The 14603-nt window shown below is 61.0% G+C and carries 17 protein-coding genes; 12 read left to right on the top strand and 5 right to left on the bottom strand.

Translation table 11 applies throughout. The features are described from left to right. The 10 genes from ACP7C6_RS10920 (at position 1) to hemN (ending at position 9123) form a co-directional block, all read left to right on the top strand. On the top strand, positions 1-186 hold the full coding sequence (locus ACP7C6_RS10920) for a CcoQ/FixQ family Cbb3-type cytochrome c oxidase assembly chaperone (protein ID WP_003175465.1): 186 nt from the start codon (positions 1-3) through the stop codon (positions 184-186). Next, positions 183-1160: a cytochrome-c oxidase, cbb3-type subunit III gene (gene ccoP / locus ACP7C6_RS10915; RefSeq protein ID WP_028617469.1), complete on the top strand. Its 978-nt coding sequence runs from the start codon at positions 183-185 to the stop codon at positions 1158-1160. Before ACP7C6_RS10920 ends, ccoP begins: the two co-directional genes overlap by 4 nt. A 171-nt stretch (positions 1161-1331) precedes the next feature. Further along, the gene (locus tag ACP7C6_RS10910; RefSeq protein WP_010208555.1) at positions 1332-1586 is read left to right on the top strand and encodes a type II toxin-antitoxin system Phd/YefM family antitoxin; all 255 of its coding nucleotides are present in this window, start codon (positions 1332-1334) and stop codon (positions 1584-1586) included. Then, a complete protein-coding gene (locus ACP7C6_RS10905; RefSeq protein ID WP_426108694.1) occupies positions 1586-1996 on the top strand; it encodes a type II toxin-antitoxin system VapC family toxin in 411 nt (136 codons plus the stop codon). The genes ACP7C6_RS10910 and ACP7C6_RS10905 overlap by 1 nt, the downstream gene beginning before the upstream one ends. A gap of 207 nt (positions 1997-2203) precedes the next feature. Then, the gene (gene ccoG / locus ACP7C6_RS10900) at positions 2204-3607 is read left to right on the top strand and encodes a cytochrome c oxidase accessory protein CcoG (protein WP_122726600.1); all 1404 of its coding nucleotides are present in this window, start codon (positions 2204-2206) and stop codon (positions 3605-3607) included. A 14-nt stretch (positions 3608-3621) separates the two neighbouring features. Then, positions 3622-4161, top strand: coding sequence for a FixH family protein (locus tag ACP7C6_RS10895; RefSeq protein ID WP_015885303.1), 540 nt, complete (start codon positions 3622-3624; stop codon positions 4159-4161). Positions 4162-4275: 114 nt separating this feature from the next. Next, positions 4276-6726: a heavy metal translocating P-type ATPase gene (locus ACP7C6_RS10890; RefSeq protein ID WP_426108693.1), complete on the top strand. Its 2451-nt coding sequence runs from the start codon at positions 4276-4278 to the stop codon at positions 6724-6726. A gap of 22 nt (positions 6727-6748) precedes the next feature. Further along, a complete protein-coding gene (gene ccoS / locus ACP7C6_RS10885) occupies positions 6749-6961 on the top strand; it encodes a cbb3-type cytochrome oxidase assembly protein CcoS (RefSeq protein ID WP_028617473.1) in 213 nt (70 codons plus the stop codon). Then, on the top strand, positions 6954-7637 hold the full coding sequence (locus ACP7C6_RS10880) for a sulfite exporter TauE/SafE family protein (RefSeq protein WP_426108692.1): 684 nt from the start codon (positions 6954-6956) through the stop codon (positions 7635-7637). The genes ccoS and ACP7C6_RS10880 overlap by 8 nt, the downstream gene beginning before the upstream one ends. Before the next feature lie 103 nt (positions 7638-7740). Further along, positions 7741-9123, top strand: coding sequence for an oxygen-independent coproporphyrinogen III oxidase (gene hemN / locus ACP7C6_RS10875; protein ID WP_028617475.1), 1383 nt, complete (start codon positions 7741-7743; stop codon positions 9121-9123). Here the strand turns inward: hemN and ACP7C6_RS10870 are convergent, their stop codons facing one another. Next, positions 9124-9591, bottom strand: a complete 468-nt coding sequence (locus tag ACP7C6_RS10870; RefSeq protein WP_084651060.1) for a hypothetical protein — start codon at positions 9589-9591, stop codon at positions 9124-9126. A 153-nt stretch (positions 9592-9744) separates the two neighbouring features. On the opposite strand from ACP7C6_RS10870, the gene fnr reads away from it, so the two are divergent. Both fnr and ACP7C6_RS10860 read left to right on the top strand, forming a co-directional pair. Continuing rightward, the gene (gene fnr, locus ACP7C6_RS10865) at positions 9745-10479 is read left to right on the top strand and encodes a fumarate/nitrate reduction transcriptional regulator Fnr (RefSeq protein WP_016979302.1); all 735 of its coding nucleotides are present in this window, start codon (positions 9745-9747) and stop codon (positions 10477-10479) included. Positions 10480-10559: 80 nt separating this feature from the next. After that, positions 10560-11108: an adenine phosphoribosyltransferase gene (locus ACP7C6_RS10860; RefSeq protein ID WP_028617477.1), complete on the top strand. Its 549-nt coding sequence runs from the start codon at positions 10560-10562 to the stop codon at positions 11106-11108. Here ACP7C6_RS10860 and ACP7C6_RS10855 read toward each other — a convergent pair whose 3' ends face one another. From ACP7C6_RS10855 to ACP7C6_RS10840, 4 genes are all read right to left on the bottom strand, one after another. After that, positions 11109-12257 carry an acyl-CoA dehydrogenase family protein gene (locus tag ACP7C6_RS10855; RefSeq protein WP_028617478.1) on the bottom strand — a complete coding sequence of 383 codons (1149 nt, stop codon included), beginning with the start codon at positions 12255-12257 and terminating at the stop codon, positions 11109-11111. A gap of 163 nt (positions 12258-12420) precedes the next feature. Further along, complete coding sequence (gene recR, locus ACP7C6_RS10850; protein ID WP_028617479.1) at positions 12421-13023, bottom strand: recombination mediator RecR; 603 nt, start codon at positions 13021-13023, stop codon at positions 12421-12423. Between the two features lie 58 nt (positions 13024-13081). After that, positions 13082-14107, bottom strand: coding sequence for an NADP-dependent oxidoreductase (locus ACP7C6_RS10845; RefSeq protein WP_426108691.1), 1026 nt, complete (start codon positions 14105-14107; stop codon positions 13082-13084). Positions 14108-14241: 134 nt separating this feature from the next. After that, complete coding sequence (locus ACP7C6_RS10840) at positions 14242-14580, bottom strand: YbaB/EbfC family nucleoid-associated protein (protein WP_003175481.1); 339 nt, start codon at positions 14578-14580, stop codon at positions 14242-14244. Positions 14581-14603: the final 23 nt, after the last annotated feature.

Below are 14603 nucleotides of genomic sequence, written 5' to 3'. Positions count from 1 at the left end.
ATGGATATCGGGATGATTCGTGGCCTGGGCACCGTTGTAGTGATGGTGGCCTTTATCGGCCTGGCGTTGTGGGTGTTCAGCCCCAAGCGCAAGTCGGAGTTTGAAGACGCGACCTTGCTGCCTTTTGCGGATGATCCCGAAGCCATCAAGCACGTCGAGCAAGCTTCTAGGAGTAACAAAGAATGACTACGTTCTGGAGTCTGTACGTCACAGTCCTCAGTCTGGGTACCATCTTCGCCCTGACCTGGCTGCTGCTGTCGACCCGCAAGGGCCAGCGCGCCGAGCAAACCGACGAGACCGTCGGCCACTCGTTCGACGGCATTGAGGAGTACGACAACCCATTGCCGAAATGGTGGTTCATGCTGTTCGTCGGCACCATCATCTTCGCCCTCGGCTACCTGGCGCTGTACCCCGGCCTGGGTAACTGGAAGGGCCTGCTGCCGGGCTACAACTACCTCGACACCGACAAACAAACCCCCTTCGCCAACGGCCAGACCGGCTGGACAGGCGTACACGAATGGGAAAAGGAAATGGCCAAGTCGGATGCCAAGTTCGGCCCGATCTTCGCCAAATTCGCGTCGATGCCGATTGAGGAAGTGGCCAAGGACCCGCAAGCCTTGAAGATGGGCGGCCGCCTGTTCGCCTCCAACTGCTCGGTGTGCCACGGTTCCGACGCCAAAGGCGCCTATGGCTTCCCCAACCTGACCGACGCCGACTGGCGCTGGGGTGGCGAGCCAGCCACCATCAAGGAAACCATCATGAAGGGCCGCCATGCGGTGATGCCGGCCTGGCTGGATATCCTCAAGGAACAAGGCGTCAGCGATGTGGCCGCGTTCGTGGTCACCAACCTTGACGGCCGCAAGCTGCCCGAAGGCGTGAAAGCCGATGTGGCCAACGGCGAGAAACTCTTCGCCGCCAACTGCGTGGCCTGCCACGGCCCGGCCGGCAAAGGCACCCCTGCCATGGGTGCGCCTGACCTGACCCACCCAGGTGCGTTCATCTACGGTTCGAGCTTCGCGCAACTGCAACAGACCATCCGTTGGGGCCGTCAGGGCCAGATGCCAGCGCAGGAACAACTGCAAGGCAATGACAAGGTGCATTTGCTGGCGGCGTATGTGTACAGCTTGTCCCATGGGGATAAGAAGGCTGAAGAGCAGTAAGCCCTTGAAACATCAAAGCCCCGCGCAGCTAAAGCTGGCGGGGCTTTGTTCTTTCTGGCTCTCGGGATTATGTAAGCAGGAACCCACTACCACTTGTAGCCTAATACTTGCGGTTTTTGACAGCCAAGTAGTAACGTAACTACATCCAGCCTGACTAAGGGGGAGTACCCCATGACCATCACGACTATTTCCAGCCGCGAATTCAATCAAGACACAAGTGGTGCCAAAAAAGCCGCCCGCCAAGGGCCGGTTTTTATCACCGATCGCGGCAAGCCCGCCCATGTACTGCTAAGCATTGAGGACTACCAGAAACTGACAGGGCTCAATGCCGACATCGTTGATCTGCTAGTGATGCCAGAAGCGGCCGATATCGACTTCGAAACCGAACGCGCCGTGATCACTCATCGACCTGTGGACCTCTCTTGATGTATCTACTCGACACCAACGTTATTTCTGAACTTCGCAAACCCCACGCCGACGTAAAAGTAGTCGCATGGGCAAAAAGTGTCATCGCTCCACGCATGTTTATCTCTGCGATTACGCTTAAAGAATTGGAGACCGGGGTCTTGCGTATCGAGCGCCGAGACCCGGCACAAGGCAAGGTGCTAAGAACGTGGCTGAAGCGCCATGTAATGCCCGCTTTTGATTCCAGGATTCTGCCGGTGGATACCGCAGTCGCCCTGCGTTGTGCACATCTGCATGTGCCTGACCGGACCAATGAAAGTGATGCACTGATCGCCGCTACCGCTCTGGTTCACGGGCTGACCGTGGTAACGCGCAACATCAGCGATTTCAAAGCCAGCGGCGTTCCACTGATCAATCCATGGGACGAATGACCTGCTTACCCACCAAAACCGTCCATACTTACCAAGTCAATTGATCCAGATCACGTACACCATCAATTGATTTCCCCCAACGCGACCAAAGGTCGCACCCTTTGCACACCATCGGGGGCGTATCATTAGGCCACTGCAACACCCCTAATTTGACCCCGGTTGGCACGTACTGGCCGAGGCAAATCTCCACCGCCGTGGGATGCAATGATGAGCAACCAAATACCGGTACATGACGTTACCCCGCCTGCCAAAACTGTCGACCTCTACGCCTCGCGAGAGAAAATCTACACCCGCGCCTTCACCGGCCTGTTCCGCAATTTGCGCATGCTCGGCGGTGCCGGACTGTTCCTGCTCTACTTCGGCACGGTATGGCTGAACTGGGGTGGCCACCAGGCCGTGTGGTGGAACCTGCCGGAGCGTAAGTTCTTTATTTTCGGCGCGACCTTCTGGCCCCAGGATTTCATCCTGCTCTCGGGCATTCTTATCGTCGCGGCATTTGGCCTGTTCTTTATCACCGTGTATGCCGGGCGTGTGTGGTGCGGCTATACCTGCCCGCAAAGCGTGTGGACGTGGATCTTCATGTGGTGCGAAAAGGTTACCGAAGGCGACCGCAACCAGCGCATCAAACTCGACAAAGCGCCGATGGGCGCCAACAAGTTCCTGCGCAAGTTCAGTAAGCACACCCTCTGGCTGCTGATCGGTTTTGTCACCGGCATGACCTTTGTCGGCTACTTCTCACCGATCCGCGAACTGGTGTTCGACTTCTTCACGGGCCAGGCCGATGGCTGGTCGTATTTCTGGGTCGGTTTCTTCACCCTCGCCACCTACGGCAACGCCGGCTGGCTGCGCGAACAGGTGTGTATCTACATGTGCCCGTACGCACGCTTCCAGAGCGTGATGTTCGACAAGGACACCCTGATCGTCTCCTACGATCCGCGCCGTGGAGAGTTGCGTGGCCCGCGCAAAAAAGGCATCGATTACAAGGCCCAGGGCCTGGGGGACTGCATCGACTGCACGATGTGCGTACAGGTGTGCCCGACCGGTATCGACATCCGCGACGGCCTGCAGATCGAGTGCATCGGCTGCGCCGCCTGTATCGACGCCTGCGACAACATCATGGACAAGATGGACTACCCACGCGGCCTGATCAGCTACACCACCGAGCACAACCTGTCAGGGCAGAAAACCCACAAGCTGCGCCCGCGCCTGATTGGTTATGCACTGGTGCTGCTGGCGATGATCAGCCTGTTGGTGGCAGCATTCTTCATGCGTTCGCTGGTGGGTTTCGACGTGAGCAAGGACCGTGTGCTGTATCGCGAAAACGCCGAAGGCCGCATCGAAAACGTCTACAGCCTGAAGATCATGAACAAGGACCAGCGCGACCACACCTACGTGCTCGATGCGTCCGGATTGCCAGACCTCAAGCTGCAAGGTCGCCGCGAAATCAAGGTCGCTGCTGGTGATATCGTCAGCATGCCGGTCGAGCTCTCGAGTGCCCCAGAACAGTTGCCGTCGAGTACCAACGAGGTGAAATTCATCCTCACCGATGCCGATGACGCCAGCGTCCATATTGAAGCCAAGAGCCGATTCATCGGCCCACAAGTTCGTTAGAAGAGAGCAGAACAATGTCCGTAGCCACTGCCGCAAGCCCCTGGTACAAGCACCTCTGGCCCTGGATCATTATTGGGATCCTGGCCTGTTCGGTGACGTTGACCCTGTCCATGGTGACCATCGCGGTGAACAACCCGGATAACTTGGTCAACGACAACTACTACGAGGCCGGCAAAGGCATCAACCGCTCCCTGGACCGCGAACTGCTGGCCCAGACCCTGCAACTGCGCGCCAAGGTGCACCTGGATGAACTGACCGGTGAAGTCGAAGTGAACCTCACCGGCAACAGCAACCCGACCACCCTGGAATTGAACCTGATTTCCCCGACGCAGCCGGAGAAGGATCGCAAGATCAACCTGGCCCGCAGCGACAGCGAACCCGGTCGCTACATCGGCCAGGTCACCGACAAGGTCGAAGGCCGTCGCTTCGTCGAGTTGTTGGGTGTGGAAGGCGACCGTACCTGGCGCATGTTCGAAGAAGAACAGGTCAGCCACGACAAGGACTTGCTGCTGGGCGATGAACCGTTGCAGGGTGCCGAAGACCTGAAAAAATAAACACCTGCGCTTCGCGCATCGCCGGCAAGCCGGCTCTTACAAGGGACCGCGTTAGACCTGTAGGAGCCGGCTTGCCGGCGATGAGGCCTTCCCAGCCGACTAAGATTCATACCCATGACCAGCCCAATCCCCTGCTACCACTGCGCCCTGCCTGTTCCGCCGGGCAGCCGCTTCACCGCAGTGATCCTCGGCGAACGCCGCGAGCTTTGTTGCCCAGGCTGCCAGGCGGTGGCCGAAGCCATTGTGGCCGGCGGCCTGGAAAGCTATTACCAGCACCGTAGCGAAGCCTCGGCCAACCCAGAGGCATTGCCGGTGCAGTTGGTGGATGAGCTGGCGCTGTACGACCGAGCCGATGTGCAGAAACCCTTTGTGCTCCACGAAGGCGAACTCGCCGAAGCCACCCTGTTGATGGAAGGCATCAGCTGCGCGGCCTGCGGCTGGCTGATCGAAAAACACCTGCGCAGCCTGCCCGCCGTGGCCGAGGCGCGGCTGAACCTGTCCAACCATCGACTGCAGGTGCGTTGGGCAGACGGCCAACTGCCGCTGAGCCAACTGCTCAGCGAGTTGCGCCACATCGGCTACGCCGCCCACCCCTATCAGCCGGACCGCGCCGCCGAGCAACTGGCTAGCGAAAACCGTCTGGCCCTGCGCCAACTGGGCGTGGCCGGCCTGCTGTGGTTCCAGGCGATGATGGCAACCATGGCCACCTGGCCGGAATTCAATATCGATCTGAGCCCGGAGCTGCACGTGATCCTGCGCTGGGTGGCAATGTTTCTGACAACGCCCATCGTGTTCTACAGCTGCGCACCGTTTTTCAAGGGCGCTATGCGCGACGTACGCACGCGTCACCTGACCATGGACGTTTCGGTGTCATTGGCTATCGGTGGCGCCTATCTGGCGGGGATCTGGACCGCGATCACCGGCGTGGGCGAGCTGTATTTCGATGCGGTGGGCATGTTTGCGCTGTTCCTGTTGGCCGGTCGCTACCTTGAGCGCCGCGCCCGCGAGCGCACGGCCGCCGCCACCGCACAGCTGGTGAACCTGTTGCCCGCCTCGTGCCTGCGGCTCAAGGCCGATGGCCAGAGTGAACGCATCCTGCTCCCGGAACTGGCACTGGGCGATCGCGTCCTGGTGCATCCAGGCGCTGTGCTGCCAGCCGATGGCGTGATCCTAGATGGGCAATCGAGCGTCGATGAATCCCTGCTCACCGGCGAGTACCTGCCGCAGCCCCGCCAGACCGGCGACGCGGTCACCGCAGGCACCCTCAATGTCGAAGGCGCGCTGACCGTCGAAGTACGCGCCTTGGGCCACGACACACGCTTGTCCGCCATCGTTCGCCTGCTGGAGCGGGCCCAGGCCGAGAAACCGCGCCTGGCGCAGATCGCCGACCGTGCCGCGCAGTGGTTCCTGTTGTGCTCGTTGATCGCCGCAGTGTTGATCGGCCTGCTGTGGTGGGAACTGGATTCGTCGCGGGCGTTCTGGATTGTGCTGGCGATGCTGGTGGCGACCTGCCCCTGCGCGCTGTCCCTCGCCACCCCCACCGCCCTCACCGCCGCCACCGGCACCTTGCACAAACTCGGCCTGCTGTTGACCCGCGGGCATGTGCTGGAAGGCTTGAATCAGATCGACACGGTGATTTTCGACAAGACCGGCACCCTCACCGAAGGGCGCCTGGCGCTGAGGGCTATCCGCCCCCTGGGCAGCTTGAGCACCGACCTGTGCCTGAGCCTCGCCGCTGCCCTGGAAAACCGCTCCGAACACCCGATTGCCCGCGCCTTTGGCCGTGCGCCACTGGCCGCCGATGAAGTCATCAGTTCGCCAGGGCTGGGCCTTGAAGGGCGTGTCGGCGAGCGCGTATTGCGCATTGGCCAACCGGGTTTTGTCTGTGAACTCAGTGGTTGCCCGATCCCAGCCGCGCCTGAGGTTTCGGGCCAATGGCTGCTGCTCGGCGACCGTGAAGGCGCCCTGGCCTGGTTCGTCCTCGATGACCGTCTGCGCAGTGACGCGCCGGCCCTGCTCGCCGCGTGCAAGGCACGTGGCTGGCGCACGCTGTTGCTGTCCGGCGACAGTTCGCCGATGGTCGCCAGCGTCGCCGCCGAACTGGGGATCGACGAAGCCCACGGCGGCTTGCGCCCCGATGACAAGCTGCACGTACTGCAACAACTGCACAAGGAAGGCCGCAAGGTGCTGATGCTCGGCGACGGGGTCAACGATGTGCCCGTCCTCGCCGCCGCCGATATCAGCGTGGCCATGGGCACGGCCACCGACCTGGCCAAGACCAGCGCCGACGCGGTCTTGCTGTCCAATCGCCTGGACGCCCTCGTACAAGCCTTTACCCTGGCGCGGCGCACCCGCCGAGTGATCATTGAGAACCTGCTGTGGGCCGGGCTGTACAATGGCCTTATGCTGCCGTTCGCCGCCCTGGGTTGGATCACCCCGATCTGGGCCGCAGTGGGCATGTCCCTCAGTTCGTTGACCGTGGTGCTCAATGCCCTGCGCCTGACTCGCCTGCCGAGCGCGCCAACGGTCCGAGCCCCCTCAGTAACCCGCCCGCTGCCGGTGTGAGCCGCACGACCATGGAGTGCAGATGCCAGCTTTATACGTGATGATTCCGGCGGCGCTGCTGTTAGTGGGCGTGGCCATCTACATCTTCTTCTGGGCGGTGGACAGCGGTCAGTACGACGACCTCGACGGCCCGGCCCATAGCGTGCTGTTCGACGACCAGGACCCGAACCACCTGGCCGGCATCGAAGAGGCCAACCACTCCGAACAACCGCCGAAAGACCCGCCCCATGCTTGAACTGGCGCCACTGCTGGTCTCCGCGCTGATCCTCGGCCTGCTCGGCGGCGGCCATTGCCTGGGCATGTGCGGTGGCCTGATGGGCGCGCTGACCCTGGCCATCCCCAAGGAGCAGCGTGGTCGCCGGTTTAAACTGCTGCTGGCCTACAACCTGGGGCGCATCTTCAGCTATACCGCTGCCGGGGTGTTGATCGGCCTGGCCGGTTGGGCAGTGGCGAACAGCCCGGCGGCGATGTTCATGCGCGTACTGGCCGGGTTGTTGTTGATCAGCATGGGCCTGTACCTGGCCGGCTGGTGGAGCGGCCTCACCCGTCTCGAAAGCCTCGGACGCGGCCTGTGGCGCTACATCCAGCCAGTCGCCAACCGTTTGCTGCCGGTGTCCAGCGTACCGCGCGCCTTGCTGCTGGGCGCGCTGTGGGGCTGGTTGCCGTGCGGATTGGTCTACAGCACGCTGCTATGGGCAGCGAGCCAGGGCAATGCACTGGACAGCGGGTTGCTGATGCTGGCGTTCGGGCTGGGGACCTGGCCGGTTCTGTTGGCTACCGGCCTGGCCGCCGAACGGGTCACTGCATTATTGCGCAAACGCAGCGTGCGGATGACCGGTGGCGTGCTGGTCATACTCTTCGGTATCTGGACGTTGCCCGGCCCGCACCAGCACTGGTTGATGGGCCATTAAAGCGCCATGTGGCATAGCGCCGCTCCCCGTTGATGCAAATCAAGATGCCATCCCCGCCACGCCCCTAGACTCGGCCCACTAGCCTATCCGGGGGAACGCCCGCATGCTCGACGCCATTCGTTGGGACACCAATCTGATTCACCGCTACGACCTGGCGGGACCGCGTTACACGTCCTACCCCACCGCCGTACAATTCGACAGCCAGGTCGGCACTTTCGACCTGCTCCACGCCCTGCGCGACAGCCGCAAAGCCGTGCGACCGTTGTCGCTGTATGTGCATGTGCCGTTCTGCGCGAACATCTGCTACTACTGCGCTTGCAACAAGGTCATCACCAAGGACCGTGGCCGCGCCCAGGCCTACCTGCAACGCCTGGAGCAAGAGATCCAACTGGTGGCCTGCCACCTCGATCCGAAACAGCGGGTTGAGCAACTGCACTTCGGCGGCGGCACCCCGACCTTTCTTAGCCACGATGAACTGCGCCAGGTCATGGGCTGCCTGCGCCAGCACTTCAATTTGCTGGATGACGATTCCGGCGACTACGGCATCGAGATCGACCCCCGTGAAGCGGACTGGGCGACCATGGGCCTGCTGCGTGAACTTGGCTTCAACCGCGTGAGCATCGGCCTGCAAGACCTTGACCCCGAGGTACAACGGGCAGTGAATCGCCTGCAGAGCCTGGAGGAAACCCGTGCGGTCATCGATGCGGCGCGCACCCTGCAATTTCGCTCGATCAATATCGACCTGATCTACGGCTTGCCCAAGCAAACACCGATCAATTTTGCGCGCACCGTGGAAGAAGTCATCAGGCTGCAACCCGACCGTCTGTCGGTGTTCAATTACGCGCATCTGCCGGAGCGTTTCATGCCCCAGCGGCGTATCAGCACCGACGAACTGCCCTCCCCTGCGTCAAAGCTCTTGATGCTGCAAACCACCATCGAGCAACTGACCCAGGCCGGCTACCGCTACATCGGCATGGACCATTTCGCCCTGCCCGACGACGAGTTGGCCATTGCCCAGGAAGAAGGCACCCTGCAACGCAACTTCCAGGGCTACACCACCCACGGCCACTGCGACTTGATCGGGCTCGGGGTGTCGGCGATCAGCCAGATCGGTGACCTGTACTGCCAGAACAGCAGCGACCTCAACGGCTATCAGAACACCCTGGCCGGCGCGCAACTGGCTACCAGTCGCGGCCTGGTCTGCACCACGGACGATCGGTTGCGGCGGGAAGTAATCCAGCAGTTGATCTGCAATTTCAGCCTGGCATTCGAGACGATCGAGCAGGCCTTCAACATCGACTTTCGCGGGTATTTCGACGACATCTGGCCGCAACTGACGGCGATGGCCGAGGATGGCCTGATCGAACTCGACGCCCAAGGCATTCGCGTGTTGCCAGCCGGGCGACTGCTGGTGCGTTCGGTGTGCATGGTGTTCGATGCCTATCTGGAGCACCAGAACAGGCAGCGATTTTCCCGGGTGATTTGATTACATCGACAGCGAGGCAGTCTTCATCGAATCCTCGGCACTCATCCCTTTCATCGACTTAGCGAGTGAAGTCTGGGCCGACATCAGGCCCGCCTGCAGAGAACTGATCTCGCTCTGCAAAGCGCTGGCCTTTGCGCGGGCCTCTTCAGGGGAAAGATTAGTGGCCGCTGCAACAGCCGCCAGCTCGGCCTGTTTTTCGGCGATCTGTTGTTTCAACTGACGGATCATTTTCAGCACCTGTTTGACGTTGTCGTCCAGGCCACTTTCATCGATATCCGCATTGGAGCTCTTGGCTGCACCGGCGGCCTTGAATGCATCGGCGGAAATAGTCACCGTCACACCTTCCACCACTTTGGGTGCAGTGGTCGTTTCAACCTCAGGTGCTTTTTCCTGGGCCTCAGCCGCTGGCTTTGCATCCGGCACCGTCGGAATGCGGATGGCAGGGTTGTAGGCAGCTATAACAGACATGATCCAAGCTCCGACTCAATAGGTATGCCTGCTGTATCGGCCCCGATACAAAAACCTTTATACCGCTGCCGGTTTTTTGTACAGGCTGGCCTCACCGCCCCCCAGTGCGTTACCCTTACGTCTTATGTGTGTTTTCCCACAAGGATTTAAGAAATGTCCGAGCCAGTTAAACTGCGCGCTCACAGCCAGGCTCATTGCAAGGATTGCAGCCTGGCGCCCCTCTGCTTGCCACTTTCGTTGAATTTGGAAGACATGGATGCGCTGGACGACATCGTTAAACGTGGCCGCCCGCTGAAAAAAGGCGAGTTCCTGTTTCGCCAGGGCGACAAGTTCGATTCCGTTTATGCAGTACGTTCGGGTGCGTTGAAGACGTTCAGCCTGAGCGACAGTGGCGAAGAGCAGATCACCGGTTTCCACCTGCCCAGCGAACTGGTGGGCTTGTCGGGCATGGACACCGAGATTCATCCAGTGTCGGCCCAGGCGCTGGAGACTACATCCGTTTGCGAAATCCCCTTCGAACGCCTGGACGAACTGGCCCTGCAGTTGCCACAACTGCGCCGTCAGTTGATGCGTGTGATGAGCCGCGAGATCCGTGACGACCAGCAAATGATGCTGCTGCTGTCGAAGAAAACCGCCGACGAGCGCATCGCGACCTTCCTGGTCAACCTGTCGGCGCGGTTCCGTGCCCGTGGTTTCTCGGCCAACCAGTTCCGCCTGAGCATGTCGCGCAATGAAATCGGCAACTACCTGGGCCTCGCGGTGGAAACCGTGTCCCGTGTGTTTACCCGCTTCCAGCAAAACGAACTGATCGCCGCCGAAGGTAAAGAAGTGCATATCCTCGACCCGATCCAGTTGTGTGCGCTGGCCGGTGGCTCGCTAGAAGGTTGATGCAGACACTTGCGGCCGCGCCAACCGGCAAGGCCGCAGGTATACTTCGAGTCCGTTTCCAGCCCCAGGACTCTTCGACGATGACCTTCGATTCGTTCGACATCAAATCCCTGATCCGCCCCGTCATCGACTTCCCCAAGCCTGGGGTGATCTTCCGTGACATCACGCCATTGTTCCAATCGCCCCGCGCCCTGCGCCTGGTGGCGGACAGCTTTGCCCATCGGTATGTCGAGGCCGAGTTCACGCATATCGGCGCGATGGATGCGCGGGGTTTCCTGATCGGTTCGATCATCGCCTACCAACTGAACAAGCCGCTGATCCTGTTCCGCAAGCAAGGCAAGCTGCCGGCTGACGTGCTGGCCGAGGGTTACCAGACCGAGTACGGCGAAGCGTTCCTCGAAGTGCATGCCGACAGCCTGTGCGAGGGCGATTCGGTATTGATGTTCGATGACCTGATAGCCACTGGCGGCACCCTGATCGCGGCGGCGAACCTGGTGCGGCGCATGGGCGCGAAGATCTTTGAAGCGGCGGCGATTATTGATCTGCCGGAACTGGGTGGGTCGCAGCGTCTGGAAGACATGGGGATTCCGACGTTTTGTTTGACGCAATTTGCGCTGACCGAACAGTGATCAAAGTCCCATCTGCTTGCTGATGATTTCATTCATCACTTCGCGGGTACCGCCACCGATGGACAGGATGCGGTTGTCGCGGTATAGCCGCTCCACCAGGCTACCGCGCATGTAACCCTGGCCCCCGAGGATCTGCACCGCGTCGTAGGTGACGCGGTCGGCGGTGTCGGTGGCAAGGTTCTTGGCCATGGAAATTTCCTTGATCACGCTGATACCGGCGGCCATCTTTGCCGCCTGCCGGTAGGTGAATTCGCGGGAGACTTCCACGGCGGTGGCCATTTCCGCCAGGCGATGCTTGATCACCTGGAATTTGCCAATGGGTTTGCCGAAGGCTTCGCGCTCGGCGGCCCATTTGAGGCTTTCCTCTAGGGCCAACTGCGCGGTCATGTTGGCCATGAGCGCCAGGGCCAGGCGCTCGCTCTGGAAGTTGCCCATAATGCAGGCAAAGCCCATGTTTTCAGCGCCGATCAGGTTGCCGACGGGCACGCGGCAATCGTCGAAGAACAATTCAGCGGTGTCCGACGCCCACCAGCCCATTTTCTTCAGAGGCTGGCCAACGGTAAAACCGGGGGTGTCTTTTTCGATCAGCAGCAGGCTGATGCCGGCAAATCCCGGTCCACCCGTGCGCACGGCCACGGTGTAGAAGTCGGCGCGGCTGCCGCTGGTGATGAAGGTCTTGCTGCCGCTGACGCGGTAATGGTCGCCCTCGCGAACGGCACGGGTTTGCAGGCTGGCCACATCCGAACCGCCGCCCGGCTCGGTGACCGCCAGGGCGATGATCTTTTCACCGGACAGGACCTGCGGCACCACGCGCTCGCGCACCTCGGGCCGGGCCCATTTGACGATAGGCGGCAAGCCAATATCCAATGAACCCAACCCTGCGACGACGCCGCCAGAGCCGCAACGCATCAATTCTTCGCTGGCAGCCACCTTGGCGAACAGATCACCTTCATGACTGCCACCGAGAGCTTCGGGGTAGCCGATGCCAAGAATCCCCGCCGCGCCGGCCTTGAGGTACAGCTCGCGGGGAAAGCTTTCCGCCTCCTCCCACTGTTCGATGCCCGGCAACATCTCGCGCTCGACGAAACGGCGCACGCTGTCGCGGACCAATTGGTGGCTGGGGTCGAAGTAGTCCTGATAGGCAGACATCGGCAAGCTCCACGGTGAGGTGGAGCGAACTTACCAAGCGCTTGCTTGGTTTTCAAGCCTGGCGCTGTGTAGGAGCCGGCTTGCCGGCGATAGCATCACCACGGCCTATGCGGAAAACTGCGTCGCCCGCATCGCCGGCAAGCCGGCTCCTACAGGATCATCGTTAGAGGGCGATGGGTTTGCGGCCGGCGAAGGAATGCGCCAACGTTCCACCGTCCACCAACTCCAGCTCGCCACCCAACGGTACGCCATGGGCAATACGCGAGGTGATCAAGCCTTTGTTGGTCAGCAATTGCGCAATGTAGTGCGCGGTCGCCTCACCTTCCACCGTCGGGTTGGTGGCGAGGATCACTTCAGTGAAAGTGCCCTGTTCTTCAATGCGCGCCACCAGTTGCGGAATGCCGATGGCTTCCGGGCCCAGACCGTCCAGCGGCGACAGGTGGCCCTTGAGTACGAAGTAACGGCCGCGATAGCCGGTCTGCTCCACCGCGTACACATCCATCGGCCCTTCTACCACGCACAGCAGCGTGTCGTCGCGGCGAGGGTCGGCGCATTGCGGGCAGAGTTCTTCTTCAGTGAGGGTGCGACACTGGCGACAGTGACCGACACCGGTCATGGCCTGGCTCAAGGCCTGGGCCAACCGGGCGCCGCCGCTGCGATCACGCTCCAGCAGTTGCAGCGCCATACGCTGGGCGGTTTTCTGGCCGACACCCGGCAAAATGCGCAGGGCGTCGATCAGTTGGCGAATCAGGGGGCTGAAGCTCATGGGCGAAGGGTCCGACAAAACAACGAGACGCGGTTTATACCCGCGCCCCGGATAAGCGTCAAATGCGCACGACCAACTTGCCGAAGTTGCGCCCTTCCAACAGACCGATAAAGGCCTCGGGCGCCCGCTCCAGGCCCTCGACCACATCCTCGCGGAACTTGATCTTGCCGTCGCGCACCCACGGCGCCATGGCGCTTTGGAATTCGGGCTGGCGATCACCGTAATCATCGAACACGATAAAGCCCTGGATCCGCACGCGCTTGGTCAGCAGCGTGCGCTGCAGCTCCGGCAACCGGTCGGGTCCGCTGGGTGCTTCATGGGCATTGTAGCCGGCGATCAACCCGCACAGCGGAATCCGGGCCTTGGGATTGAGCAAGGGCACCACGGCGTCGAATACCTTGCCGCCGACGTTCTCGAAATAGATGTCGACGCCCTTGAAGCAGGCGTGGGCCAATTCGTCGGCGAAGTGTGCACTTTTGTGGTCGACGCAGGCATCGAAGCCCAACTCCTCCACCACGTAGCGGCACTTGTCCGCGCCCCCTGCGATCCCGACCACGCGCAAGCCCTTGAGCTTGGCCACCTGCCCCACCACCGAGCCCACTGCGCCGGACGCTGCGGCGACGACCAGGGTTTCCCCAGTTTTGGGCTGGCCAATATCCATCAGGCCCATGTAGGCGGTCATGCCCGGCATGCCCAGCACACCCAGGGCCATGGACGGGCTGGCCAGGCCCTTGGGCACCGGCATCAGGTTCCGGCCATCGGAAATACTATGACTCTGCCAGCCGGTGGAACCGACTACCAGGTCACCCACTTCGAATTTCGGACTGCGCGATTGCTCGATACGGCTGACAGCGCCACCGGTCATCACTTCATCGATTTCCACCGGAGCGGCGTAGGACGGTGCGTCGCTCATACGTCCACGCATGTAAGGGTCCAAAGACAGGTACAACGTCTTCAGCAGGACTTGGCCGTCTGCCAACTCCGGTAGATTCACGCGCTCCAGGCGGAAATTTTCCGGGGTCGGTGCGCCTTGGGGGCGTGAGACCAGGACAATGCGCTGGTTCAGGGTTGGTTCTTGAGGCATGAAAGGGCTCCTTTATCGAATCCATCGGTATAGGGTGCAGACCATGCGTGCCGTGCCAGGGTTCGATCAGATTCGGCACAAACAAAAATGCCAGGCACAAGGCCTGGCATTGGAGTCTAGCTAAAGCTACCGGATCAGAACGGCAGCTTCATGCCCGGTGGCAATTGCATGCCAGCGGTCACACCGCCCATTTTTTCCTGGCTGTTGGCTTCGATCTTGCGCACGGCGTCGTTGACGGCGGCAGCGAACAAGGCTTCGAGCATTTCCAAGTCATCTTCACCGACGCCTGGCAATACGCTTGGGTCGATACTCACGCGCTTGATGTCGTGACGACCGGTCATCACCACGCTGACCATATCGCCACCGGCTTTACCGGTGACTTCGGCGTTGGCCAGTTCTTCCTGCATCTTGGCCATTTTTTCCTGCATCTGCTGCGCCTGCTTCATCAGGCCGGCCATGCCACCTTTCATCATGGGAATCACCTCAAAGTACGTGG

The sequence above is a fragment of the Pseudomonas sp. TWR1-1-4 genome (genome assembly GCF_049897165.1).
GTDB lineage: Bacteria > Pseudomonadota > Gammaproteobacteria > Pseudomonadales > Pseudomonadaceae > Aquipseudomonas > Aquipseudomonas canadensis.
Note: the sequence above shows the minus strand (reverse complement) of the source record. Positions and strands in the feature narration are given on the sequence as shown.

Excerpts from the sequence above, each read along its gene's own strand:
- ACP7C6_RS10920 (WP_003175465.1), top strand. The coding sequence starts at position 1 with ATGGATATCGGGATGATTCGTGGCCTGGGCACCGTTGTAGTGATGGTG.
- ccoP (WP_028617469.1), top strand. The coding sequence starts at position 183 with ATGACTACGTTCTGGAGTCTGTACGTCACAGTCCTCAGTCTGGGTACC.
- ACP7C6_RS10910 (WP_010208555.1), top strand. The coding sequence starts at position 1,332 with ATGACCATCACGACTATTTCCAGCCGCGAATTCAATCAAGACACAAGT.
- ACP7C6_RS10905 (WP_426108694.1), top strand. The coding sequence starts at position 1,586 with ATGTATCTACTCGACACCAACGTTATTTCTGAACTTCGCAAACCCCAC.
- ccoG (WP_122726600.1), top strand. The coding sequence starts at position 2,204 with ATGAGCAACCAAATACCGGTACATGACGTTACCCCGCCTGCCAAAACT.
- ACP7C6_RS10895 (WP_015885303.1), top strand. The coding sequence starts at position 3,622 with ATGTCCGTAGCCACTGCCGCAAGCCCCTGGTACAAGCACCTCTGGCCC.
- ACP7C6_RS10890 (WP_426108693.1), top strand. The coding sequence starts at position 4,276 with ATGACCAGCCCAATCCCCTGCTACCACTGCGCCCTGCCTGTTCCGCCG.
- ccoS (WP_028617473.1), top strand. The coding sequence starts at position 6,749 with ATGCCAGCTTTATACGTGATGATTCCGGCGGCGCTGCTGTTAGTGGGC.
- ACP7C6_RS10880 (WP_426108692.1), top strand. The coding sequence starts at position 6,954 with ATGCTTGAACTGGCGCCACTGCTGGTCTCCGCGCTGATCCTCGGCCTG.
- hemN (WP_028617475.1), top strand. The coding sequence starts at position 7,741 with ATGCTCGACGCCATTCGTTGGGACACCAATCTGATTCACCGCTACGAC.
- ACP7C6_RS10870 (WP_084651060.1), bottom strand. The coding sequence starts at position 9,591 with ATGTCTGTTATAGCTGCCTACAACCCTGCCATCCGCATTCCGACGGTG.
- fnr (WP_016979302.1), top strand. The coding sequence starts at position 9,745 with ATGTCCGAGCCAGTTAAACTGCGCGCTCACAGCCAGGCTCATTGCAAG.
- ACP7C6_RS10860 (WP_028617477.1), top strand. The coding sequence starts at position 10,560 with ATGACCTTCGATTCGTTCGACATCAAATCCCTGATCCGCCCCGTCATC.
- ACP7C6_RS10855 (WP_028617478.1), bottom strand. The coding sequence starts at position 12,257 with ATGTCTGCCTATCAGGACTACTTCGACCCCAGCCACCAATTGGTCCGC.
- recR (WP_028617479.1), bottom strand. The coding sequence starts at position 13,023 with ATGAGCTTCAGCCCCCTGATTCGCCAACTGATCGACGCCCTGCGCATT.
- ACP7C6_RS10845 (WP_426108691.1), bottom strand. The coding sequence starts at position 14,107 with ATGCCTCAAGAACCAACCCTGAACCAGCGCATTGTCCTGGTCTCACGC.
- ACP7C6_RS10840 (WP_003175481.1), bottom strand. The coding sequence starts at position 14,580 with ATGATGAAAGGTGGCATGGCCGGCCTGATGAAGCAGGCGCAGCAGATG.